Here is a 19,938-nt window from a genome sequence, read left to right as displayed (position 1 = left end):
TCAGAGGCCGGCGGCGTCGCGCAGGAGAGCGGCCTTGTCGGTCTTCTCCCAGGTGAACGCGGTGAAGGTATCGCCGTCCACGGTCAGCTCGAACGGATGACGACCGAAGTGGCCGTAGGCCGCGGTCGGCTGGTACATCGGGTGGAGCAGGTCGAGCATCTTGGTGATCGCGTACGGGCGCAGGTCGAAGTGCTCGCGGACCAGTTGCACGATCTTCTCGTCGCTGACCTTGCCGGTGCCGAAGGTGTTGATCGAGATCGAGGTCGGCTGGGCCACGCCGATGGCGTAGGAAACCTGGATCTCGCAACGCTCGGCGAGGCCGGCGGCGACGATGTTCTTCGCCACGTAGCGGCCGGCGTAGGCGGCGGAGCGGTCGACCTTGGACGGGTCCTTGCCGGAGAACGCGCCGCCGCCGTGGCGGGCCATGCCGCCGTAGGAGTCGACGATGATCTTGCGTCCGGTCAGGCCGCAGTCGCCGACCGGGCCGCCGATCACGAAGTTGCCGGTCGGGTTGATGTGGAACTGGGTGTCCTTGTGCAGCAGCTCGGCCGGCAGCACCTGCTTGATGATCAGCTCCATCACGCCGTCGCGCAGGTCGTTATAGGAGACTTCCGGGTTGTGCTGGGTGGACAGCACCACCGCATCAATGCCGACCACCTTGCCGCCTTCGTAGCGGCAGGTCACCTGGGACTTGGCGTCCGGGCGCAGCCATGGCAGCAGGCCGGACTTGCGCGCCTCGGCCTGGCGCTCGACCAGGCGGTGGGAGAAGCAGATCGGCGCCGGCATCAGCACGTCGGTCTCGTTGCTGGCGTAGCCGAACATCAGGCCCTGGTCGCCGGCGCCCTGGTCTTCCGGCTTGGCCCGGTCGACGCCCTGGTTGATGTCCACCGACTGCTTGCCGATGATGTTCAGCACGCCGCAGGTGGCGCCATCGAAGCCGACGTCGGAGCTGTCGTAGCCGATGTCGATGATGACCTTGCGCACCAGCTCTTCCAGGTCGACCCAGGCGGAGGTGGTGACTTCACCGGCGATGATCGCCACGCCGGTCTTGACCAGGGTTTCGCATGCCACGCGAGCGTACTTGTCCTTGGCGATGATGGCGTCCAGCACCGCGTCGGAGATCTGGTCCGCGATCTTGTCCGGATGGCCTTCGGACACGGACTCGGAGGTGAAAACGGAATATTCGCTCATCAATCGGTTCCTACATTACCGGTGGGTGAGGCGGCTTTCGGATGCATCCCTGGCGAAGTGCCGGACCTGGATCTGGAAGCCATTGCGTAAACCAATGTAAAGACTCTCGCCGGGCGTGAGCCCTGCGGCGTCGGCCCACTGGGCCAGGTCCTCCTGTTCGAAACCCAACCAGAGGTCGCCGCAGGCCTCCCTGGCCCAGCCCTGGTTGTGCCGGCACAAGTCCGTCACCAGCAGGCTGCCGCCCGGATGGACCAGGCGGGCCAACTGTTTCAGCGCCTCCGCCGGCGCGGCGAAGTGGTGCAGGACCATGTTCAGCACCACGCAATCGGCCGGTTCGGCGGCGTCCTGCAGGGCATCGGCCAATTCCAGGCGGACGTTGCCCAATCCTTCTTCCTTGCAGCGCTGGCGCGCCAGTTCCAGCATCGCCGCGCTGTTGTCCAGCGCCGTGACCTGGCGGAAACGCCTGGCGAGTTCCGGCAGGAATCCGCCGTCCCCCGGGCCGACCTCCAGCGCCGTGGCGCCGGGGGCGAAGGCCAGTGCGTCGAGCAAGGCCAACACGCTCTCACGGTATTGCGGCAGTCCTGCGATCAGGTCCTGCTGGGCCTGGAACTTGTCCGCCGCGCGGGCGAAGAAGTCCTGGCTGACCGCCGCGCGCTGGGCGTGCACGGCATCGATCCGCGCCCGCACGTCGTCGGGTAGCGCCCGTTCGTCCACTTCCTCCAGCAGCGCCGCGTGCAGCGCGCCGCCGGTGCGTTCGGCCAGGGGCAGCGAACGTCGGTAGAAGATCGCGTTGCCCTCGCGGCGCGTCGCCACCAGCCCGGCCTGGGCCAGCACCTTGAGGTGGTGGCTCATGCCCGACTGGCCGATGGCGAAGATCTGCGCCAGCTCCAGCACGCCGAACGAATCGTTGGCCAGGGCGCGCAACACATTCAGTCGCAGCGAGTCGCCAGCCGCCTTGCACAGCGCGGCGAGCGGGTCGTAGTCGTCTGGTCGTATCGAAGGCACGCGAAGGCTCATGGAGGCGCAGTCTAGTACCGGGTCCGAACCCCGGCAATGCCTGTATCAAAAATTTTTGATATTGATGACGGGTGGCCGTCGCGCAATTGCAATCCGGCTGCGCCAGGCTTCTGGCAAAACCGGTCGGCAGCGACATACTGTCCCCCTGCCGATCTGTCATTGCCCCTTGGGCCTTCGGTGGGCGAAAATGGCGCCCTTTTTTTCACTCCTGGTTTTCCGACCAGCAACCCCCGTAGGAGAATTGCGATGCCCAGCCGTCGTGAGCGAGCCAATGCCATCCGTGCACTGAGCATGGATGCCGTGCAGAAAGCCAACAGCGGCCACCCGGGCGCCCCGATGGGCATGGCCGATATCGCCGAGGTCCTCTGGCGCGACTACATGCAGCACAACCCGAGCAACCCGCAGTGGGCCAACCGCGACCGCTTCGTGCTGTCCAACGGCCACGGCTCGATGCTGATCTACTCCCTGCTGCACCTCACCGGGTACGACCTCGGCATCGAGGACCTGAAGAACTTCCGCCAGCTCAACTCGCGCACCCCGGGCCACCCGGAGTACGGCTACACCGCCGGCGTCGAGACCACCACCGGTCCGCTCGGCCAGGGCATCGCCAATGCGGTGGGCATGGCGCTGGCGGAGAAGGTCCTGGCCGCCCAGTTCAACCGCGACGGCCACGCGGTGGTCGACCACTACACCTACGCCTTCCTCGGCGACGGCTGCATGATGGAAGGCATTTCCCATGAGGTCGCCTCGCTGGCCGGCACCCTGCGCCTGAACAAGCTGATCGCCTTCTACGACGACAACGGCATTTCCATCGACGGCGAGGTCCACGGCTGGTTCACCGACGACACCCCGAAGCGCTTCGAGGCCTATGGCTGGCAAGTGATCCGCAACGTCGACGGGCATGACGCCGACGAGATCAAGACCGCCATCGATACCGCGCGCAAGAGCGACCAGCCGACCCTGATCTGCTGCAAGACCGTGATCGGTTTCGGCTCGCCGAACAAGCAGGGCAAGGAAGAGTGCCACGGCGCGCCGCTGGGCGCCGACGAGATCGCCGCGACCCGCGCCGCGTTGGGCTGGGAGCACGCTCCGTTCGAGATCCCGGCGCAGATCTACGCCGAGTGGGACGCCAAGGAATCCGGCGCCGCCCAGGAAGCCGAGTGGAACAAGCGTTTCGCCGCCTACCAGGCTGCCCATCCGGAACTGGCCGCCGAATTGCTGCGCCGCCTGAAGGGCGAGCTGCCGGCCGACTTCGCCGAGAAGGCCGCGGCCTACGTCGCCGACGTCGCCAACAAGGGCGAGACCATCGCCAGCCGCAAGGCCAGCCAGAACGCGCTGAACGCCTTCGGCCCGCTGCTGCCGGAGCTGCTCGGCGGTTCCGCCGACCTGGCCGGCTCCAACCTGACCCTGTGGAAGGGCTGCAAGGGCGTCAGCGCCGACGACGCTGCCGGCAACTACGTGTTCTACGGCGTGCGCGAATTCGGCATGAGCGCGATCATGAATGGCGTCGCCCTGCACGGCGGTTTCATTCCCTACGGTGCGACCTTCCTGATCTTCATGGAATACGCGCGCAACGCCGTGCGCATGTCCGCACTGATGAGGCAGCGCGTGCTCTACGTGTTCACCCACGACTCCATCGGCCTCGGCGAGGACGGCCCGACCCACCAGCCGATCGAACAACTGGCCAGCCTGCGCCTGACCCCGAACCTGGACACCTGGCGCCCGGCCGACGCGGTCGAGTCGGCGGTGGCCTGGAAGCATGCCATCGAGCGCGCCGACGGTCCGTCCGCGCTGATCTTCTCCCGCCAGAACCTGCCGCACCAGGCGCGCGACGTCGCCCAGGTGGCCGACATCGCCCGCGGCGGCTACGTGCTGAAGGACTGCGAAGGCGAGCCGGAACTGATCCTGATCGCCACCGGTTCGGAAGTCGGCCTGGCCGTGCAGGCCTACGACAAGCTCAGCGAGCAGGGCCGCAAGGTCCGCGTGGTATCGATGCCATGCACCAGCGTCTACGAGCAGCAGGACGAGTCCTACAAGCAGTCCGTGCTGCCGGTGGAAGTCGGCGCGCGCATCGCCATCGAGGCCGCCCATGCCGACTACTGGTACAAGTACGTCGGTCTCGACGGGCGCATCATCGGCATGACCAGCTTCGGCGAGTCGGCGCCGGCCCCGGCGCTGTTCGAGCACTTCGGCTTCACCCTGGACAACGTCCTGGCGGTGGCCGAGGAGCTGCTGGAAGACTGATGCACACGCTCTACTGGCGGGACCTCGAAAGCCCCGCCAATGGCGAATGGCTGGGCCTCGCGGTCCAGGTGGAGGGCGCCCATCGGGCGCCCTCTTTCCTTCATCTGCAATCCGGCGGCCAGGCCCGCATTCGCCTGATGCGTGGCGATCAGCCGCTGCTCTGGGCCACCCAGTTGCCGTACCACGATGGCATCTGGCTGGTGAAGAGCCTGGTCGCGGCGAGCCCGGCGCAGGCCAGCGTGCCGCCCATCGACTCGCCGACCCTGGAAGCGTTGCGCGGCCTGCGCGGCGAGGCCCGCTACAAGGCCTGGAGCCGCTATTTCGTCGAGACCCTGCGTACCAGCCCGGGCAGTTGCCTGGAGGCCGGGCGCTGGTTGCTGCGCCTGTCGCTCGCCGAGCAGGTGCCCGCCTGGCAGCCACCGCAGAGCCACGATCCGCGCGAACGGGTGCTGGAACGCTGGCGCTACCGCAGCGTCGGGCGCGACGCACTGTTGCCGGACTGGCGCTTCTACAGCCTGGAGAAGGTCCTCGACGACGACTGGGTGCAGTGGCTCGACTGGTGGGGGCGCGACAACGACGCCCTGATCGCCCTGCGCCGGGTCGAGGATGACGAGGGGCGGGTCAAGTGGTGGCGCAAGAAGGCCCGCGAAGGCGAGCTGCCGCCGGTGCTGGCGCTGCGCCTGAACTGCCTGGATGCCTGCGTGATCCTCGATGGCCACTGCCGGCTGCGCGCCGGCCTGCTGGAGAACGTCGCGCCGGAGATCCTGGTGCTCTGTGCCTACGACGAGCAGCCGATGCCGGTGGATACGGCGCAGCGCGAACGGGTGCTGCAATCGCTGGCGCAGCGGGTCGACGCGCCGGTGCGCCGTGGACGCCGGCCGCTGGATAGCGAACAGCTCAACCAGGTGCTGTTGCGCCTGTTCGACGACCGTCCCTGGCCGCGAGTGCTGACCCGTGCCCGCGCGGTGCTGAAGGAAGAACAGTGGTGCGCGGAAGTGCGCGACTGGCTGGCCGCCCGCGAGCGTCTGGACGCGCTGGAGCCGATCATCCGTCGCGTCGAGTAGCGCGCCAGCGCCGCAGCCATTCCAGGCCTGCCGAGGTGTCGCCGCGCGGACGGTACTCGCAGCCGATCCAGCCCTGGTAGCCGAGCCGGTCGAGTAGCTCGAACAGGTAGGGGTAGTTCACTTCGTTGTCGTCATCCGGCTCGTGGCGGTCGGGTACCCCGGCGATCTGGACGTGGCCGATATTGCCGATGTCGCGACGCAGGGTGGTGGCCAGGTCGCCCTCGACGATCTGGCAGTGGTAGCAGTCGAACTGTACCTGCAGGTTGTCCGCGCCGACCTCGCGGCAGATGGCCTGGGCGTCGTCCTGGCGGGTGAGGAAGAAGCCCGGCATGTCGCGGTTGTTGATCGGCTCTATGAGCACCGTCAGCCCGGCACCGGCGGCCTCGCGGGCGGCATGGGCGAGGTTGTCGAGGTAGGTCTCGCGGTGGCGGATGCGGTCGGCGCCGGCCGGCAGCAGTCCGGCCATGACATGGATGTGGCGGTTGCCGAGGACCTGGGCATAGTCGATGGCCTGGGCGATGGCGCGGCGGAATTCGGCCTCGCGCCCCGGCAGGCTGGCCAGGCCGCGCTCGCCCTTGTCCCAGTCGCCGGGTGCGGCATTGAACAGCACCTGGCGCAGGCCGTGGTCGTCCAGCCGGGCCTTCAGTTCGGCCGCAGGGTAGGCATAGGGGAACAGGTACTCCACGCCCTCGAAGCCGTCCGCCGCGGCGGCGGCGAAGCGTTCGAGGAAGTCGTGGCGGGGGTAGAGCATGCTGAGGTTGGCGGCGAAGCGGGGCATCTGGCGCTCCTGGCGGTCGGTAGATGCGGGCGAGCCTTGCACAACGGAACGCGGTCGCGCCAGCCAGGTGTCGCATGAATCGTTTCAGCGCCTGCACGCGAGCCGTCGCCGCGGCGCGCGGGTCGCGGACGGTTCCCAGGCGGGCCCATCCCCCGCATAATTGGCGCCTTTCACTGGCCCCTTGCCGGAGCTATCCCTGCCGATGTCCACCCCGCCTTTTCGCGTCGCGCTCAATGGCTATGGCCGTATCGGCCGCTGCGTCCTGCGCGCGCTGCACGAGCGCCCGGAGCAACTGGGCTTCGAGATCGTCGCGCTGAACGACCTGGCCGACCAGGCCAGCGTCGAGTACCTGACCCGCTTCGACTCCACCCATGGCCGCTTTCCCGGCGAAGTGAAGGTCGACGGCGACTGCCTGCACATCAACGGCGATTGCGTGAAGGTGCTGCGTAGCCCGACTCCGGAGGCCATCGACTGGCAGGCGCTGCGGGTCGACCTGGTGCTGGAGTGCTCCGGCCAGTACACCAACCGCGCCCAGGCCGAGCGTTTCCTCCGCGCCGGCGCGCCGCGGGTGCTGTTCTCGCAGCCGATGGCGAGCGAGGCGGACATCGACGCCACCATCGTCTATGGGGTCAACCAGCAGGACCTCAGCGGCCGCGAAACGCTGGTCTCCAACGCCTCCTGCACGACCAATTGCGGGGTGCCGCTGCTCAAGCTGCTGAACGAGGCGATCGGCCTGGAATACGTGTCGATCACCACCATCCACTCGGCGATGAACGACCAGCCGGTGATCGACGCCTACCACCATGAGGACCTGCGCCGTACCCGTTCGGCGTTCCAGTCGGTGATCCCGGTGTCCACCGGTCTGGCGCGCGGCATCGAACGCCTGTTGCCGGAACTTGCCGGGCGCATCCAGGCCAAAGCCATACGCGTGCCCACGGTGAACGTCTCGGCGCTGGACATCACCCTGCAGACTTCCCGCGACACCTCCGCCGCCGAGATCAACCGGGTGCTTCGCGAGGCTGCCGAAAGCGGCCCGCTGCGCGGACTGCTGGCTTATACCGAGCTGCCGCACGCCAGTTGCGATTTCAACCACGACCCCCATTCGGCCATCGTCGATGGCAGCCAGACCCGCGTTTCCGGGCCTCGCCTGGTCAACTTGCTGGCCTGGTTCGACAACGAATGGGGATTCGCCAACCGTATGCTCGACGTCGCCGGACACTACCTGCGCGCCGCCGTGCCTGATCAACAAGTACCCAAGGACTGATTGTCATGACCGTGTTGAAGATGACTGACCTCGACCTCAAAGGTAAGCGCGTGCTGATCCGCGAGGACCTCAACGTGCCCGTGAAGGACGGCCAGGTGCAGAGCGATGCACGGATCAAGGCCGCCCTGCCGACCCTCAAGCTGGCCCTGGAGAAGGGCGCGGCGGTGATGGTCTGCTCGCACCTGGGCCGTCCGACCGAGGGCGAGTTCTCCGCCGAGAACAGCCTGAAGCCGGTGGCCGAGTACCTGTCCAAGGCCCTGGGCCGCGAAGTGCCGCTGCTGGCCGACTACCTCGACGGCGTCGAGGTCAAGGCGGGCGACCTGGTGCTGTTCGAGAACGTGCGCTTCAACAAGGGCGAGAAGAAGAACGCTGACGAGCTGGCGCAGAAGTACGCCGCACTGTGCGACGTGTTCGTGATGGATGCCTTCGGTACCGCCCACCGCGCCGAGGGGTCGACCCACGGCGTGGCCAGGTTCGCCAAGGTCGCCGCCGCCGGCCCGCTGCTGGCCGCCGAACTGGACGCGCTGGGCAAGGCGCTGGGCAACCCGGCGCGGCCGATGGCGGCGATCGTCGCCGGCTCCAAGGTTTCCACCAAGCTCGACGTGCTGAACAGCCTGGCCGGCATCTGCGACCAACTGATCGTCGGCGGCGGCATCGCCAACACCTTCCTCGCCGCGGCCGGACACAAGGTCGGCAAGTCATTGTACGAGGCCGACCTGGTCGAGACCGCCAAGGCTATCGCCGCCAAGGTCAAGGTGCCGCTGCCGGTGGACGTGGTGGTGGCCAAGGAATTCGCCGAGAGCGCCGTGGCGACCGTCAAGGCCATCGCCGAGGTCGCCGACGACGACATGATCCTCGACATCGGCCCGCAGACCGCCGCGCAGTTCGCCGAGCTGCTGAAGACCTCGAAGACCATCCTGTGGAACGGTCCGGTCGGGGTGTTCGAGTTCGACCAGTTCGGCGAGGGCACCCGTACCCTGGCCAATGCCATCGCCGATAGCGCGGCGTTCTCCATCGCCGGCGGCGGCGATACCCTGGCGGCGATCGACAAGTACGGCATCGCCGAGCGGATCTCCTATATTTCCACCGGTGGCGGCGCGTTCCTCGAGTTCGTCGAGGGCAAGGTCCTGCCGGCCGTGGAAATCCTGGAGCAGCGCGCCAAGGGCTGACGCAGACGGGGCAAACCATTCGCCGTCCTCGGGGGTCACACCTTTGAGGACGACGAAAAAAGGAGGTGCCCCATGCGTTCCGTAACCTTGCCACTCCTGATGTTCTGCCTGGGCCTGGCCGCCTGTAGCGGCGATGGCGGTCGACGCCCGAGCACCTGCGAGGTGATCAGTCCGCCGGACGTGATGGTGCCGACCGAGCAGAACCGCCAGCGGGTCGAGCAGCAGAGCAGCGGCGATCCGACCGCCGGACAAAAGCCGGTGGAATGCCCGTAGTGCTTTTCTGCCAGTTTCTACGGAAAGGGCTGGGGATTCGCCAGCGTACGCAGTAGCATTGCGCCTTTCCTGTGACAGGCAAGGCCAGCCGGCCGCCGCGCGGGCCGCTTGCGGCCCGGCGAGGTGCGGTGGAGCGTTCCGCACGGATGGAGGATGGACATGAACTACTCGCGTATCGCCCTGTTCGGCGGCTTCGCCGCCGCGGCGCTGCTGGCCGGCTGCTCCGCTTCCTCCGGCAAGCCGGGCGGCAAGGACTGGACCCGCTGGACCTGCGACAGCAAGGCGGTGATCGAATGGCGCTATATCGACGGCAGCAAGAACATCGTCGACCTGCGCCTGAAGGACGAGGACGACGTGGTCCACCACTTGGAGCAGGAACCTGCGGCCGTCGGCGCTTTCTATAGCGACGGACGCCTGGGCTTCCACCTGGAGAACGACGAAGGCCTGGTGTACTGGGTCGAAACCGACGACCTCATCGGTCGCGGTTGCAAGGCGCGCTGAGTCGCGCCGGCAGGGGCGCGGCGCCGCGACCGCTCCTCGCAAGGAACTTGAACCGGGCCTGCCCCTGCGGCAGGCTTCTGAATCACTGAACGACCCCGCGATTGGGAGATACGAGAACCATGGCACTCATCAGCATGCGCCAGATGCTGGATCACGCCGCCGAATTCGGCTACGGCGTGCCGGCCTTCAACGTCAACAACCTCGAGCAGATGCGCGCCATCATGGAAGCGGCCGACAAGACCGATTCGCCCGTGATCGTCCAGGCTTCCGCCGGTGCTCGCAAATACGCCGGCGCGCCCTTCCTGCGCCACCTGATCCTCGCCGCGATCGAAGAATTCCCGCACATCCCGGTGGTCATGCACCAGGATCACGGCACCAGTCCCGACGTCTGCCAGCGTTCCATCCAGCTGGGCTTCAGCTCGGTGATGATGGACGGCTCCCTGCGTGAAGACGGCAAGACCCCTGCCGACTACGACTACAACGTCCGCGTGACCCAGCAGACCGTGGCGTTCGCCCATGCCTGCGGCGTGTCCGTGGAAGGCGAGCTGGGCTGCCTGGGTTCCCTGGAAACCGGCATGGCCGGCGAGGAAGACGGCGTCGGCGCGGAAGGCGTGCTGGACCACAGCCAGTTGCTGACCGATCCGGAAGAAGCCGCCGACTTCGTGAAGAAGACCAAGGTCGACGCCCTGGCCATCGCCATCGGCACCAGCCACGGCGCCTACAAGTTCACCAAGCCGCCGACCGGGGACACCCTGTCGATCCAGCGCATCAAGGAAATCCACGCGCGCATCCCGGACACCCACCTGGTGATGCACGGCTCTTCCTCGGTACCGCAGGACTGGCTGGCGATCATCAACGAGTACGGCGGCGAGATCAAAGAGACCTACGGCGTGCCGGTCGAGGAAATCGTCGAGGGCATCAAGTATGGCGTGCGCAAGGTGAACATCGACACCGACCTGCGCCTGGCTTCCACCGGTGCCATCCGCCGCTTCCTGGCGCAGAACCCGAGCGAGTTCGACCCGCGCAAATACTTCTCCAAGACCGTCGAGGCCATGCGCGACATCTGCATCGCTCGCTACGAAGCCTTCGGCACCGCCGGCAACGCTTCCAAGATCAAGCCGATCTCCCTGGAAGGCATGTTCCAGCGCTACGCTCGCGGCGAGCTGGATCCGAAGGTCAACTAAGCGCCTTCGTTCGAACGGGAGCCCCGCTGGTCGGGGCTCTTGCAGATCCGCCCCGGGGAAATCCGATGCGCCGCTGGCTCCTTACCCTGCCGTTCCTGCTGCTGGCCGGTTGCGCTGGCCTGCACGCGCCGTCCCGCGACGTCGAGGAGGCCGCGTCGCCGAGCGTAGCGCGCGATCCCGCCGACCCGCAGGATTGCCTGGCGCGCAGCGACTGCACGACCAAGACTTCGCGCACCCTGCTGTTCGTCTTCGACTATGCAGAGGCCGGCGGCGAACTGGTGGTGCGCGACGGCCGCCAACTGGAAACCCCGCCGGCGCCGCAACGCTCCACCTGGCCGGCGTTGCGCATCCAGCTGGCCGAGCCGGTCAACGGTCGCTTCGAGTTCGAGAGCCCCTGCCTGCGCAAGAGCGGCAAGGGTTGCCGCTACAGCCAGGCTATGCTGCTGAAGGTCTACCGCAGCTACCTGGTCGGCAAGCCTTGCTCGCTGCTCAGCCCTCGCGCAGTGAAACGCTGCGGCGACCCGGCGACGACCGCCGCGCGGCGCTGAGTCAGGGCTGCAGGTCGAACAGCGCCTTGCCGTCCATGTCGAACGGCGCCGAGAAATGCTCGTGGATCACCTTCCAGCCGTCGCCTTGCTTGCGGTAGCCGGCGCTGACCCGCATCCACGAGGAGTGCGGCTTGCCGTCCGGGCCGGTGCCGCCGCAGTGGCAGAGGTAGTGGGCGAAGGCGACCTGTTGGTCGGCATGGATCTGCAGTTCGGCGATATCGAAGGTCATCGGTCCTTTGCACATCTCGGTGCAGGCCTGCCAGTGCTTCTGGTAGGCGTCGCGCCCCTTGAATTGCAATTGCAGGATGGCGTCGAAGGCGACGATGTCCTCCGCGTAGTACGAGACGATGCGCGGAACGTCGCTGGCGCGGACGGCGGCTCGCCAGTCTTCGATCAATTGGCGGATGGCGCTGACTTCGCTGCTCATGGCTGACTCCTGGTTGTGGCGGGGGATGCCGGCGTGTGCCGGAATGCTTTTACCCTGGTCGTCGGGTGGGCCTTCGGATCGACAATAGCCTCTTCCCCGAGAGGTCCACGAAGCCCCTGACCAATGGCTGCGAGCCACGCCGCGCAAGGCTTTGAACCGTTCGTCTGGAATTCGGAGGAAAACCGCTGTGCTATACCTCGGGCTTTCCCTGCCGCCCAGGAGGTCCCTCATGTCGTCCGTACACAGCGCCGCCCAGCAAGGTTTCAGCGCCGAGGCCCAGCGTTACGCCCAGGGCCGGCCCGAGTACCCGGAAGCGCTCTCCGACTGGCTGCGCGATGCCCTTGGCCTGCGTCCGCAGACCGTCGCGGTGGACCTCGGCGCCGGCACCGGCAAGTTCACCCGCCTGCTGGCCCGTACCGGCGCGCGAGTGGTCGCGGTGGAACCGGTGGATGCGATGCGCGCCCAGCTTGCCGAAGCCTTGCCGCAGGTCCAGGCGCTGGCCGGTAGCGCCCAGTCGATTCCGCTGGCCAACGGCTTCGCCGACGCCCTGGTGTGCGCACAGGCCTTCCATTGGTTCGCCACCGTGGAGGCGCTGGAGGAAATGCGCCGCGTGCTGACGGCGGAAGGCAGGTTGGGGCTGGTGTGGAACGTGCGTGACGAGTCATTGGATTGGGTCGCCGAGATCACCCGCATCATCACCCCCTACGAAGGCGATGCGCCGCGTTTCTACAAGGGCGACTGGCGTCGGCCGTTCGAGCGCGCGCCCTTCGGACCGCTGCGACTTTCCACCTTCGCCTACGAGCATGTCGGCCCGCCGGAGCAGGTGATCGTCTCGCGCTTCCTTTCGGTGAGCTTCATCGCCGCCTTGCCGGAGACGGAAAAGAACGCCGTGGCGGCGCAATTGCGCGAGCTGGTCGCCAGCCACCCGGCGCTCAAGGGGAAGGAGCAGGTAGCGCTGCCCTATCGCACCGAGGTCTATCTGGCCGAGGCGCGCTAGGCGTACTGTCCCGCCGCATAACCCGAGGCCCAGGCCCACTGGAAGTTGAAGCCGCCGAGGTGGCCGCTGACGTCCAGTACTTCGCCGACGAAATACAGCCCCGGCGAGCGCTGCGACTCCATGGTCTTCGACGACACTTCGTCGGTGCTCACCCCGCCCAGGGTCACTTCCGCGGTGCGGTAGCCCTCGGTGCCCGAGGGCGTGACCCGCCAGGCCGAAAGCTGCCCGGCGATACCCGCCAGTTCGGCCGGGGTGTACTGCCTCATCGGCTTGGAGACGAACCAGCGGTCGGCCAGCAGTCCGGCGAGCTTCTTGGTGAATAGCTCGGCGAGCAAAGTCTTCAGCTCGCTGTTGGGACGCTCGCGCTGTTGCTGCGCCAGCCATTCGTTGGCGTCGTGGTCCGGCAGCAGGTCGATTTCCAGGGTATCGCCCGGTTGCCAGTAGGAGGAAATCTGCAACATCGCCGGGCCGCTGAGGCCGCGATGGGTGAACAGCAGGTTCTCGCGGAACGCCTGGCCGTTGCAGCTCACCCGGCAATCCACGGAGGTGCCGGAAAGCTCGGCGCACAGCTCCTTCAGCTGGTCGGTGATGGTGAACGGCACCAGCCCGGCGCGGGTCGGCAGCACCTCGTGGCCGAACTGGCGCGCCACCTGGTAGCCGAAACCGCTGGCGCCGAGGGTCGGGATCGACAGGCCGCCGCTGGCGATCACCAGCGACTCGCAGCGCATCTCGCCGGCGCTGGTACGCAGGCGGTAGCCGTCGTCGTCGCGGGCGATCTCTTCGATCGAGGTGTCCAGCAGGATTTCCGCTCCGGCCTCGGCGCATTCGCGCAGCAGCATCTCGAGGATGTCGCTGGACTTGTTGTCGCAGAACAGCTGGCCGAGTTTCTTCTCGTGGTACGGCACCTGGTGCTTGGCCACCAGGCCGATGAAGTCCCACTGGGTGTAGCGGGCCAGCGCCGACTTGCAGAAGTGCGGGTTGCGCGAAAGGAAGTTGGCCGGCTCGGTGTACAGGTTGGTGAAATTGCAGCGCCCGCCGCCGGACATGAGGATCTTCTTGCCGGCCTTGTTGGCGTGGTCGAGTACCCGCACGCGGCGCCCGCGCCCGGCCGCCGTCATCGCACACATCAGCCCGGCCGCCCCGGCGCCAACGATCAGCACATCTGTACTTGCCACTGTCCCACTCCGCTCATCGGAAACGGCGCGCATATTACCCGAAGCGGCGGTCGGCCGCCGGAGCTCCCGACGCGGTACACTGGGCGTTTTCCGCGAACCGCCGGACCCGTGCATGATCCCCCTCAAGTACCTCCAGGCCTATCCCGCATCGCTGCAGGACCAGGTCCGCCAGCTGATCGCCGAGAACCGCCTGGGCGAGTACCTCGAGCGCCGCTACCCGGGGCGTCACGATGTGCAGAGTGACAAGGCGCTGTACGCCTACACCATGAACCTCAAGCAGGAACACCTGCGCAACGCGCCGGGCCTGGACAAGGTGCTCTACGACAACAAGCTCGACGTGGTCCAGCGTGCCCTCGGCCTGCACACCGCGATCTCGCGGGTGCAGGGCGGCAAGCTCAAGGCGAAGAAGGAAATCCGCGTGGCTTCCCTGTTCAAGGACGCCGCCCCGGAGTTCCTGCGGATGATCGTCGTCCACGAACTCGCCCACCTGAAGGAGAGCGAGCACAACAAGGCGTTCTACCAGCTCTGCCAGTACATGCTGCCGGACTATCACCAGCTGGAGTTCGACCTGCGGGTGTACCTGACCTGGAAGAGTCTCTGACGCCCGGTTACGGCGTTCCCAGCGCCACTCGGCTCTCGCGGCGCAGGCGCGCCACGGTCTCCGGCAGTTCGCGCATGTGCTCGACGATGGCGATGGCGCCCAGCTCGCGCAGTACCTCGGCGTGCCCGGCGGGAATGTGCCCGGCGCCGACGAAGCCGATCACCCGCATCCCCGCGGCGAGGGCGGCGCGGGTGCCGGTGCTGCTGTCTTCCACCACCAGGCAATGCTCGGGGGCGACGCCGAGCAGGCTGGCGGCGTGCAGGTAGACGTCGGGTGCGGGCTTGGGCAGGGCGACCATATCGGCGCTGGCCAGGCGTTCGCCGATCAGTTCGCTGAGCCCGGCGCGCGCCAGCGAGCGCTCCAGGCTGTGGCGGCGGCTGTTGGAGGCCACCGCGACGGGCAGGTCCAGGGCCAGCAGCGCCTCGCGTGCGCCGGGAATGGGTTGGACCTGGGCGACCATCTCCTCGCTGCGCTGGCGCACCTCGCGGTTGAAGCTGTCGGGGATGCGCAGGCCGAAGTGCTTCTCGACGCGATCGAGGATGTCGCGGCTGGTCAGGCCGAAGGTGCCTTCCAGCAGGCGCTGCAGCTCCTCCAGCGGCGCGTAGGCGCTGAGCGCCTCGTACATCACGCGCTCGGCGATGACCTCGCTGTCGACCAGGACGCCGTCGCAGTCGGAAATCAGTGCGTCGATGGGGTGGGGCATGGGCTACCTCGCTGCGGGCGTTGGCGCAGGGCGCCGGAGTGGGAGCGAGGCATTCTAACCCCGGTCAGGGGCGGGAAGGGAAACAGGGAGAGGGAGAACGCCGGGCCGTGCGGCCCGGCGGGAAGGAATCAGGCGATGCCCTTCGGGTTCTGGCCGTACTGGTTCTGGCCGGCGTCGCTGTCCTTGGCCAGCAGGTAGATCAGGTACAGGCCGACGATCGGGATCAGCGCGATCAGCATCCACCAGCCGCTCTTGTTGATGTCGTGCAGACGCCGGGCGGTGACGCCCAGGGCCGGCAGCAGCACGGCGAGCGAGTAGAGATTGGCGATCGGCAGGAGCTTTTCACTGATCAGGCCGAGCACGACGCTCAGCGCGACGGAGATGATGATGTTCACCAGGGTGAACATCCAGTATTCCTTGCGACGGGCACGCCCGTTGAAGTCGAAGTAGTGTTCCTTCACGCATTTCAGAAACCATTCCATGTTTGCCTCCTGGGCGTACTGGTAAAGCGGGAGAGTGGGTGCCGCGACAAGTACCCCCGCGCCTCCTTGCCGGGAAAGCACAGTGTAGCCGTACTGTCAGTGAATTCGTACAGGATGTTGCGAAAATCATTCACATTGCATAGCAGCGGATCGCCGAAATGTGCGCCGGTAGCGCTTTCAGCGAGCGGGGTCGGCCTGGCGGCGGAAACGGCCGGGCGATTCGCCGAAGGCCTGGCGGAAATTGCGGGAAAACGCTGCCTCCGACTGGTAGCCGGTCTCGGCGGCGATATCCAGCAGGCTCTTCTGCGTTTGCCGCAGCAGGCCGCGAGCCTTCTCCATGCGGATGCGGGTCAGCAGGTTCCACGGCGAGGTCCCGCCGAGGGCGGAGAAGGCGCGGACGAAACTGGCCCGCGACATCGCCGCCTGCTGGGCAAGCTGTTCCAGGGTCCAGGCATGCTCCGGGCGTTCCAGCATGGCCCGCAGGGCTCGTCCCAGGCGGGCGTCGCCCAGCAGGCCGAACAGGCCGTCGCCCAGCGGTTGGCGGTCCAGGTAGGCGCGCAGGGCCAGGGCGAACAGCGCGGTGGCCAGCGCGTCGATGATCGAGCGGGCGCCGCTGCGGGTGCTCTCGGCTTCCTCGCGCATCAACCCGATCAGCGCGCGCAGGGGCTGCTGGGTCGACTCGTCCATATGCACCAGCAGGCGCTCGGGGAGCGCGCCGAACAGGCTGGCACCGGCGTGATAGCGGTAGCTGCCGCAAAGCATGTCGAGGGCCTCGCCGGGGCCGTTCAACTGGTACAGCGGGATGCTGCCGCGGTGCTCCACGGTGGGTTCGCAGGGTTGCGCCGGGCTGTCGCTGCGCAGGAGGTGCGGGGTGCCGCGTGGCAACAGAATCAGGTCGCCGGGATGCAGGTCGAGGCGAGCGCCATCGAGGAATTCGCAATAGCAGGTGCCGGCCATGACGATATGGAAGGTCGCCTCGCCGGGCACCGCTTGCGGGTGCTCCAGCGCCCAGCTGCCCTGTAGCTGGCAGCGCTGGTCGAGGCGGCCCTGCAGGTTGGCGAGCTGGATGAGCCGGTCGAGTGGGTCCATGGGATGAGCCGATCAGGTCGAAAGTAGAGACGCATGGGCAGGCGGCGCGGTCCAGACTGGTCGAGACTGGTAACCCGACGCGCCACTCCCGGCGCGAAAGCAACGGAGAATATCACCATGCTGAACAACTGGACCGAGTTCGTCCCCGCCGTGAAAAAAGCCTTCGGTGCCCTGGGCAAGCAACACCCGAAGATGCTCGCCGCCTATGGCGCGCTGGAGGAAGCCAGCGCCGAGGGCGCCCTGGATGCCAAGACCCGCGAACTGATCTCCATCGCCGTGGCCATTACCACCCGTTGCGACGGTTGCATCGGCGTGCACACCGAGGCCGCGCTGAAGGCCGGCGCCAGCGAGGCGGAAATCGCCCAGACCCTGGCTACCGCCATCTCCCTGAATGCCGGCGCCGCCTATGTCTATTCGCTGCGCGCGCTGGAAGCCTACGACCAGTTCAAGAAGTGAGGCCGTACAGGCGCTGCAGGTAGAACAGCAACCCCAGCCAGGCCACCAGGGCCAGCCAGCCCAGCCCCAGCAGGCCCTTGCGCAGCAGCGTCGAGGGCCTGCCGTGGAGCAGGTCGACCAGGCTCAGCACGCCGCCGAGCAGCAGCAGGCCGAGCAGCGCCTGGGTGTACTGGGCGAAACTCGGCGACAACGCCTCGTCGCCGTGGGCGGCATAGTTGTACAGGTTCCAGGCGCAGATCAGCGCCGCCGGCAGCAGCGCCAGGAGCGCGCCGAGCCAGCGCCCGCGGACATGCAGGAGGAAGGCCGCGAGCAGGCCGACCAGCCCGGTACCCAGCGGTAGCAGCGCCAGGCCCTGGCTGAGGTAGACCAGGTCGACGCCGTCGGCGAGCGCCATCGGGGTGACGAAACGGTAGCTGCCGCTGGCGCAGAGCAGCACCGAAAGCAGCAACAGGGCGTAGCCCGGCAGGTACGGCCAGAAGGCGGGACGCGGGGGCAGGTCGGACATGGATGTTCCTTGCGGGTTGTCCGCTCGCATGAGCGTAGGCTCAAGCGTACCGCTGCGCGTGACAGGCGGCGAGTACCGTTGCGGTTGAACCCTCCGCGAATGGCGGGAGTCAGTCATAGGGTGACGCGAAAAAACGCCGGCTCACGCGCCGGACACCGTATCGACCCTGGACCAAGGAGTTCCGTTCATGGACCTGATCCGCATCCTCATCGCCATCCTCCTGCCGCCGCTGGGCGTGTTCCTGCAAGTCGGCTTCGGCGGCGCCTTCTGGCTGAACATCCTGCTCACCCTGCTCGGCTACATCCCGGGCATCGTCCACGCGGTGTACATCATCGCCAAGCGTTGAGGCCCCTGCTCAGGCGTAGTTCCATGGTTCCTTCACGGTGAAGTCCCGCCACGGGTCTTCGCCGTGGAAGGGGCCGACATAGAGCACCTCGCCGCCCCGGACGATCCATTCCATACCGTGTTCGCGGTCCCATTCGCAGTTCAGCGACAGGTGGATCACCGCTTCGTCGCCCTGTTCCGGGTCGGGCACGATCAGCTCGCCCGGTTCGATCCGTTCCAGCACCCCGCGCGCCGGCGCGACTTCCTCCGCAGACTCGCCCAGCCGCTCCAGGCGCGCGGCGCGGTAGCGCAGGCTGGCGGCACAAAGCCGCTCGACCACGGCGTCATCCAGTTCGTCGAGGGCTCGGGCGCAGCGCCAGGCGTAGGCGTCGTCGGCCTCGTTCTCGATGAACAGGCTGATGTAGCGCCGGTACAGGCGCCAATACACTTCGCCCATGTTCGCATCGTCCAGGTTGCGGATCAGTTCCATGCGTGGTCTCCCTGTTCAGCAGCGTTCGGTGAGGGCGATGCCACGGCCGTCGCCGAAGCCATCGTGTACGTGCAGCCATAGCGGGATCGGCCAGGCCCAGCCGCCGGCCTTCCACCAGCACTCGGCGAACCAGGCTTGCAGCGTATCGGCGAGCAGATCGACGCCGCCGAAGCCGTCGGCGAAATAGGCTTCGTCGAAATCCGGGGCATGTCCCAGGCCGAGCGCCAGGTCCAGCGCCTTGCCGGGAAACAGGCGCGGGTCGCTGGCGTCCACCCGGTTGCTGGCGCCATTCAGGTACAACCACGCTTCCGCTGCGTCGCGTCCGTCCTCGCCGAGGAACAGTTGGATCTCGCCGTCGCGCAGTCCTTCCTCCAAGGGTTGCCGGAGCAGCTCGCGCAGGTGCTGGATCACGCCCGGCGCGGCGCGTTGCAGGTCGCGGCGGTAGCGCTCGCGGAATTGTTCGGGGCTGAGGCCGAAAGGAATCATGGGCGTTTCTCCGTCATTCGGGCAGGCAGGGCCCGGCTTCCAGCCAGGCCTCCAGGCTGGGTGTCAGGGGTTCGAAGCAGTCCGGCGTCATCGCGCCATGGTCGACCAGGAACAGCGCCTGCCAGTGGTCGTCCAGGGCCATCACCACGGCGCGGCCGCCGCTGTCGTCGCCTATGGCCAGGTAACCGGGGCAGTAGAGAGAGGTTTCGAAGGCCCGGTTGCGTTCCAGCAACTCGTCGGCGGCGTAGAGCAGCAGGTCCGGCTCGACGAGGCGGCCGCCGTGCTGCTCCAGAGCGGCGACGAAGGCAGCCGGCAGCGGTTGTCCGAGCCAGGCCTCTAGGGCATCCAATTCAGGCTTCATCGGGCTCGTCCAGGGCGAACAATGCATGGTGGCGGGCATGGGCCAGCAGGCGTTCGCCCAGCGCGTCGGCCAGGGCGTAGAAGCGCGTGTCCAGCGCATCCAGGGCCGCTTCGCAGTCGCGGTCGGGTTCATCGGCCCAGGTCGGCATGCGCAACTGGCGTTCGGCCTGGGAGACTGGCACCGGACCGTCGCCGAACAGCAGGGCGGCGGCTCGCTCCAGCAGGGCCAGGGCGTCCTCCGCCTCCAACTCGCGAAGACCCGCGCGCGCCGCCTGGTACTGGTCGCCGGAGGAGTTGCCGAAGTACTGGTCGAAGCCGCCGTTGTGCACTTCGCCGCTGAGCACGCTCACTGCGTAGTAGCTCCGTTCGGCCGGCGACAGCCCGGCGAATCCCTCGCGGCCATCGTAGACGCGATTCACCAGCGCGCTCCAGTACAGCGCCTGCGGACTCGCCAGGTAGCGCCGTCGCTCCGTGTGGAAACGCTTGCCATCCTCGATGTTCTGCCGGTAGCCGCCCTTGCAGGGCATGCACAGTCCGTCGTTCCTCGCCGCCGTGGTCGCGAGGATGAGATGGCCGCAGGCGCGGCAGGGAAGGCGGTCGGTCATGAGCG

25 protein-coding genes are annotated in these 19,938 nt (G+C 67.3%); 12 read left to right on the top strand and 13 right to left on the bottom strand.

Features of this window, described 5'->3' with window-relative positions:
• Positions 1-1,191, bottom strand: coding sequence for a methionine adenosyltransferase (gene metK / locus HMPREF3014_RS16620; RefSeq protein ID WP_003084948.1), 1,191 nt, complete (start codon positions 1,189-1,191; stop codon positions 1-3).
• A gap of 15 nt (positions 1,192-1,206) precedes the next feature.
• Positions 1,207-2,208, bottom strand: coding sequence for an ArsR/SmtB family transcription factor (locus tag HMPREF3014_RS16615; RefSeq protein WP_003113231.1), 1,002 nt, complete (start codon positions 2,206-2,208; stop codon positions 1,207-1,209).
• Between the two features lie 246 nt (positions 2,209-2,454).
• Between HMPREF3014_RS16615 and tkt the strand changes: the two genes are divergently transcribed.
• Both tkt and HMPREF3014_RS16605 read left to right on the top strand, forming a co-directional pair.
• On the top strand, positions 2,455-4,452 hold the full coding sequence (gene tkt / locus HMPREF3014_RS16610; RefSeq protein WP_023086923.1) for a transketolase: 1,998 nt from the start codon (positions 2,455-2,457) through the stop codon (positions 4,450-4,452).
• On the top strand, positions 4,452-5,516 hold the full coding sequence (locus tag HMPREF3014_RS16605) for a hypothetical protein (protein ID WP_003101600.1): 1,065 nt from the start codon (positions 4,452-4,454) through the stop codon (positions 5,514-5,516). The genes tkt and HMPREF3014_RS16605 overlap by 1 nt, the downstream gene beginning before the upstream one ends.
• On the opposite strand, the gene otnI is transcribed toward HMPREF3014_RS16605, so the two are convergent.
• Complete coding sequence (gene otnI / locus HMPREF3014_RS16600; RefSeq protein WP_003113230.1) at positions 5,497-6,294, bottom strand: 2-oxo-tetronate isomerase; 798 nt, start codon at positions 6,292-6,294, stop codon at positions 5,497-5,499. The genes HMPREF3014_RS16605 and otnI overlap by 20 nt on opposite strands.
• Before the next feature lie 202 nt (positions 6,295-6,496).
• On the opposite strand from otnI, the gene epd reads away from it, so the two are divergent.
• The 6 genes from epd (at position 6,497) to HMPREF3014_RS16570 (ending at position 11,233) form a co-directional block, all read left to right on the top strand.
• Positions 6,497-7,558, top strand: a complete 1,062-nt coding sequence (gene epd / locus HMPREF3014_RS16595; protein ID WP_003084958.1) for an erythrose-4-phosphate dehydrogenase — start codon at positions 6,497-6,499, stop codon at positions 7,556-7,558.
• A gap of 5 nt (positions 7,559-7,563) precedes the next feature.
• A complete protein-coding gene (locus HMPREF3014_RS16590; RefSeq protein ID WP_003084960.1) occupies positions 7,564-8,727 on the top strand; it encodes a phosphoglycerate kinase in 1,164 nt (387 codons plus the stop codon).
• 72 nt (positions 8,728-8,799) lie between these two features.
• Positions 8,800-9,000, top strand: coding sequence for a hypothetical protein (locus HMPREF3014_RS16585; protein ID WP_003084961.1), 201 nt, complete (start codon positions 8,800-8,802; stop codon positions 8,998-9,000).
• A gap of 159 nt (positions 9,001-9,159) precedes the next feature.
• Complete coding sequence (locus HMPREF3014_RS16580; RefSeq protein ID WP_003113229.1) at positions 9,160-9,501, top strand: MliC family protein; 342 nt, start codon at positions 9,160-9,162, stop codon at positions 9,499-9,501.
• 119 nt (positions 9,502-9,620) lie between these two features.
• Positions 9,621-10,685 carry a class II fructose-bisphosphate aldolase gene (fba, locus tag HMPREF3014_RS16575; protein ID WP_003084964.1) on the top strand — a complete coding sequence of 355 codons (1,065 nt, stop codon included), beginning with the start codon at positions 9,621-9,623 and terminating at the stop codon, positions 10,683-10,685.
• A gap of 65 nt (positions 10,686-10,750) precedes the next feature.
• Complete coding sequence (locus HMPREF3014_RS16570) at positions 10,751-11,233, top strand: hypothetical protein (protein ID WP_009875763.1); 483 nt, start codon at positions 10,751-10,753, stop codon at positions 11,231-11,233.
• Position 11,234: 1 nt separating this feature from the next.
• On the opposite strand, the gene HMPREF3014_RS34675 is transcribed toward HMPREF3014_RS16570, so the two are convergent.
• Positions 11,235-11,660 (bottom strand): YybH family protein, encoded by a 426-nt coding sequence (locus tag HMPREF3014_RS34675; RefSeq protein ID WP_003084968.1) that lies wholly within the window; start codon positions 11,658-11,660, stop codon positions 11,235-11,237.
• A gap of 229 nt (positions 11,661-11,889) precedes the next feature.
• On the opposite strand from HMPREF3014_RS34675, the gene HMPREF3014_RS16560 reads away from it, so the two are divergent.
• Positions 11,890-12,657: a class I SAM-dependent methyltransferase gene (locus HMPREF3014_RS16560; RefSeq protein ID WP_009875764.1), complete on the top strand. Its 768-nt coding sequence runs from the start codon at positions 11,890-11,892 to the stop codon at positions 12,655-12,657.
• On the opposite strand, the gene HMPREF3014_RS16555 is transcribed toward HMPREF3014_RS16560, so the two are convergent.
• Positions 12,654-13,832, bottom strand: coding sequence for a BaiN/RdsA family NAD(P)/FAD-dependent oxidoreductase (locus HMPREF3014_RS16555; protein WP_023083929.1), 1,179 nt, complete (start codon positions 13,830-13,832; stop codon positions 12,654-12,656). The genes HMPREF3014_RS16560 and HMPREF3014_RS16555 overlap by 4 nt on opposite strands.
• A gap of 112 nt (positions 13,833-13,944) precedes the next feature.
• Here HMPREF3014_RS16555 and HMPREF3014_RS16550 point away from each other — a divergent pair, with 112 nt between their 5' ends.
• Positions 13,945-14,433: a M48 metallopeptidase family protein gene (locus HMPREF3014_RS16550; RefSeq protein ID WP_003084971.1), complete on the top strand. Its 489-nt coding sequence runs from the start codon at positions 13,945-13,947 to the stop codon at positions 14,431-14,433.
• Between the two features lie 7 nt (positions 14,434-14,440).
• Here HMPREF3014_RS16550 and HMPREF3014_RS16545 read toward each other — a convergent pair whose 3' ends face one another.
• The 3 genes from HMPREF3014_RS16545 to HMPREF3014_RS16535 all read right to left on the bottom strand — a co-directional run bounded on the left by HMPREF3014_RS16545 (position 14,441) and on the right by HMPREF3014_RS16535 (position 16,707).
• Complete coding sequence (locus HMPREF3014_RS16545; protein WP_009875766.1) at positions 14,441-15,136, bottom strand: HAD family hydrolase; 696 nt, start codon at positions 15,134-15,136, stop codon at positions 14,441-14,443.
• Positions 15,137-15,264: 128 nt separating this feature from the next.
• Positions 15,265-15,618 carry a DUF805 domain-containing protein gene (locus HMPREF3014_RS16540; protein WP_003084974.1) on the bottom strand — a complete coding sequence of 118 codons (354 nt, stop codon included), beginning with the start codon at positions 15,616-15,618 and terminating at the stop codon, positions 15,265-15,267.
• Between the two features lie 177 nt (positions 15,619-15,795).
• Entirely contained in the window at positions 15,796-16,707 is a 912-nt protein-coding gene (locus tag HMPREF3014_RS16535; RefSeq protein ID WP_009875768.1) for an AraC family transcriptional regulator, read from the bottom strand.
• 117 nt (positions 16,708-16,824) lie between these two features.
• Between HMPREF3014_RS16535 and HMPREF3014_RS16530 the strand changes: the two genes are divergently transcribed.
• On the top strand, positions 16,825-17,163 hold the full coding sequence (locus tag HMPREF3014_RS16530) for a carboxymuconolactone decarboxylase family protein (RefSeq protein WP_003084980.1): 339 nt from the start codon (positions 16,825-16,827) through the stop codon (positions 17,161-17,163).
• Here the strand turns inward: HMPREF3014_RS16530 and HMPREF3014_RS16525 are convergent.
• Positions 17,153-17,668, bottom strand: coding sequence for a hypothetical protein (locus HMPREF3014_RS16525; RefSeq protein ID WP_009875769.1), 516 nt, complete (start codon positions 17,666-17,668; stop codon positions 17,153-17,155). The genes HMPREF3014_RS16530 and HMPREF3014_RS16525 overlap by 11 nt on opposite strands.
• A gap of 187 nt (positions 17,669-17,855) precedes the next feature.
• Here HMPREF3014_RS16525 and HMPREF3014_RS16520 point away from each other — a divergent pair, with 187 nt between their 5' ends.
• Positions 17,856-18,014, top strand: coding sequence for a YqaE/Pmp3 family membrane protein (locus HMPREF3014_RS16520; RefSeq protein WP_003084988.1), 159 nt, complete (start codon positions 17,856-17,858; stop codon positions 18,012-18,014).
• 9 nt (positions 18,015-18,023) lie between these two features.
• Here the strand turns inward: HMPREF3014_RS16520 and HMPREF3014_RS16515 are convergent, their stop codons facing one another.
• Genes HMPREF3014_RS16515 through HMPREF3014_RS16500 form a run of 4 tightly spaced genes read right to left on the bottom strand, consistent with a single transcriptional unit; the run spans position 18,024 to position 19,933 of the window.
• Positions 18,024-18,482, bottom strand: coding sequence for a DUF6985 domain-containing protein (locus tag HMPREF3014_RS16515; protein WP_003084991.1), 459 nt, complete (start codon positions 18,480-18,482; stop codon positions 18,024-18,026).
• 15 nt (positions 18,483-18,497) lie between these two features.
• A complete protein-coding gene (locus HMPREF3014_RS16510) occupies positions 18,498-18,968 on the bottom strand; it encodes a hypothetical protein (RefSeq protein WP_003084993.1) in 471 nt (156 codons plus the stop codon).
• 13 nt (positions 18,969-18,981) lie between these two features.
• On the bottom strand, positions 18,982-19,329 hold the full coding sequence (locus HMPREF3014_RS16505; RefSeq protein WP_009875770.1) for an SMI1/KNR4 family protein: 348 nt from the start codon (positions 19,327-19,329) through the stop codon (positions 18,982-18,984).
• Complete coding sequence (locus tag HMPREF3014_RS16500) at positions 19,319-19,933, bottom strand: DMP19 family protein (RefSeq protein ID WP_016852402.1); 615 nt, start codon at positions 19,931-19,933, stop codon at positions 19,319-19,321. The genes HMPREF3014_RS16505 and HMPREF3014_RS16500 overlap by 11 nt, the downstream gene beginning before the upstream one ends.
• Positions 19,934-19,938 lie beyond the last annotated feature (5 nt).

Origin of the sequence: Pseudomonas sp. HMSC065H01, assembly GCF_001815235.1 — a bacterium.
GTDB classification, from domain to species: domain Bacteria; phylum Pseudomonadota; class Gammaproteobacteria; order Pseudomonadales; family Pseudomonadaceae; genus Pseudomonas; species Pseudomonas aeruginosa.
The sequence above is the reverse complement of the archived record's forward strand: the minus strand, read 5'-3'. Positions and strand labels throughout refer to the sequence as shown.

What these genes read in the sequence shown, in the direction of transcription:
- HMPREF3014_RS16605 (WP_003101600.1), top strand. Translation starts at nt 4,452, where the DNA reads ATGCACACGCTCTACTGGCGGGACCTCGAAAGCCCCGCCAATGGCGAA.
- metK (WP_003084948.1), bottom strand. Translation starts at nt 1,191, where the DNA reads ATGAGCGAATATTCCGTTTTCACCTCCGAGTCCGTGTCCGAAGGCCAT.
- HMPREF3014_RS16520 (WP_003084988.1), top strand. Translation starts at nt 17,856, where the DNA reads ATGGACCTGATCCGCATCCTCATCGCCATCCTCCTGCCGCCGCTGGGC.
- HMPREF3014_RS16530 (WP_003084980.1), top strand. Translation starts at nt 16,825, where the DNA reads ATGCTGAACAACTGGACCGAGTTCGTCCCCGCCGTGAAAAAAGCCTTC.
- otnI (WP_003113230.1), bottom strand. Translation starts at nt 6,294, where the DNA reads ATGCCCCGCTTCGCCGCCAACCTCAGCATGCTCTACCCCCGCCACGAC.
- HMPREF3014_RS16585 (WP_003084961.1), top strand. Translation starts at nt 8,800, where the DNA reads ATGCGTTCCGTAACCTTGCCACTCCTGATGTTCTGCCTGGGCCTGGCC.
- HMPREF3014_RS16545 (WP_009875766.1), bottom strand. Translation starts at nt 15,136, where the DNA reads ATGCCCCACCCCATCGACGCACTGATTTCCGACTGCGACGGCGTCCTG.
- HMPREF3014_RS16515 (WP_003084991.1), bottom strand. Translation starts at nt 18,482, where the DNA reads ATGGAACTGATCCGCAACCTGGACGATGCGAACATGGGCGAAGTGTAT.
- HMPREF3014_RS16510 (WP_003084993.1), bottom strand. Translation starts at nt 18,968, where the DNA reads ATGATTCCTTTCGGCCTCAGCCCCGAACAATTCCGCGAGCGCTACCGC.
- HMPREF3014_RS16590 (WP_003084960.1), top strand. Translation starts at nt 7,564, where the DNA reads ATGACCGTGTTGAAGATGACTGACCTCGACCTCAAAGGTAAGCGCGTG.
- HMPREF3014_RS16550 (WP_003084971.1), top strand. Translation starts at nt 13,945, where the DNA reads ATGATCCCCCTCAAGTACCTCCAGGCCTATCCCGCATCGCTGCAGGAC.
- tkt (WP_023086923.1), top strand. Translation starts at nt 2,455, where the DNA reads ATGCCCAGCCGTCGTGAGCGAGCCAATGCCATCCGTGCACTGAGCATG.
- HMPREF3014_RS16505 (WP_009875770.1), bottom strand. Translation starts at nt 19,329, where the DNA reads ATGAAGCCTGAATTGGATGCCCTAGAGGCCTGGCTCGGACAACCGCTG.
- fba (WP_003084964.1), top strand. Translation starts at nt 9,621, where the DNA reads ATGGCACTCATCAGCATGCGCCAGATGCTGGATCACGCCGCCGAATTC.
- HMPREF3014_RS16535 (WP_009875768.1), bottom strand. Translation starts at nt 16,707, where the DNA reads ATGGACCCACTCGACCGGCTCATCCAGCTCGCCAACCTGCAGGGCCGC.
- HMPREF3014_RS16540 (WP_003084974.1), bottom strand. Translation starts at nt 15,618, where the DNA reads ATGGAATGGTTTCTGAAATGCGTGAAGGAACACTACTTCGACTTCAAC.
- HMPREF3014_RS16560 (WP_009875764.1), top strand. Translation starts at nt 11,890, where the DNA reads ATGTCGTCCGTACACAGCGCCGCCCAGCAAGGTTTCAGCGCCGAGGCC.
- HMPREF3014_RS16500 (WP_016852402.1), bottom strand. Translation starts at nt 19,933, where the DNA reads ATGACCGACCGCCTTCCCTGCCGCGCCTGCGGCCATCTCATCCTCGCG.
- HMPREF3014_RS16580 (WP_003113229.1), top strand. Translation starts at nt 9,160, where the DNA reads ATGAACTACTCGCGTATCGCCCTGTTCGGCGGCTTCGCCGCCGCGGCG.
- epd (WP_003084958.1), top strand. Translation starts at nt 6,497, where the DNA reads ATGTCCACCCCGCCTTTTCGCGTCGCGCTCAATGGCTATGGCCGTATC.
- HMPREF3014_RS16525 (WP_009875769.1), bottom strand. Translation starts at nt 17,668, where the DNA reads ATGTCCGACCTGCCCCCGCGTCCCGCCTTCTGGCCGTACCTGCCGGGC.
- HMPREF3014_RS16570 (WP_009875763.1), top strand. Translation starts at nt 10,751, where the DNA reads ATGCGCCGCTGGCTCCTTACCCTGCCGTTCCTGCTGCTGGCCGGTTGC.
- HMPREF3014_RS34675 (WP_003084968.1), bottom strand. Translation starts at nt 11,660, where the DNA reads ATGAGCAGCGAAGTCAGCGCCATCCGCCAATTGATCGAAGACTGGCGA.
- HMPREF3014_RS16615 (WP_003113231.1), bottom strand. Translation starts at nt 2,208, where the DNA reads ATGAGCCTTCGCGTGCCTTCGATACGACCAGACGACTACGACCCGCTC.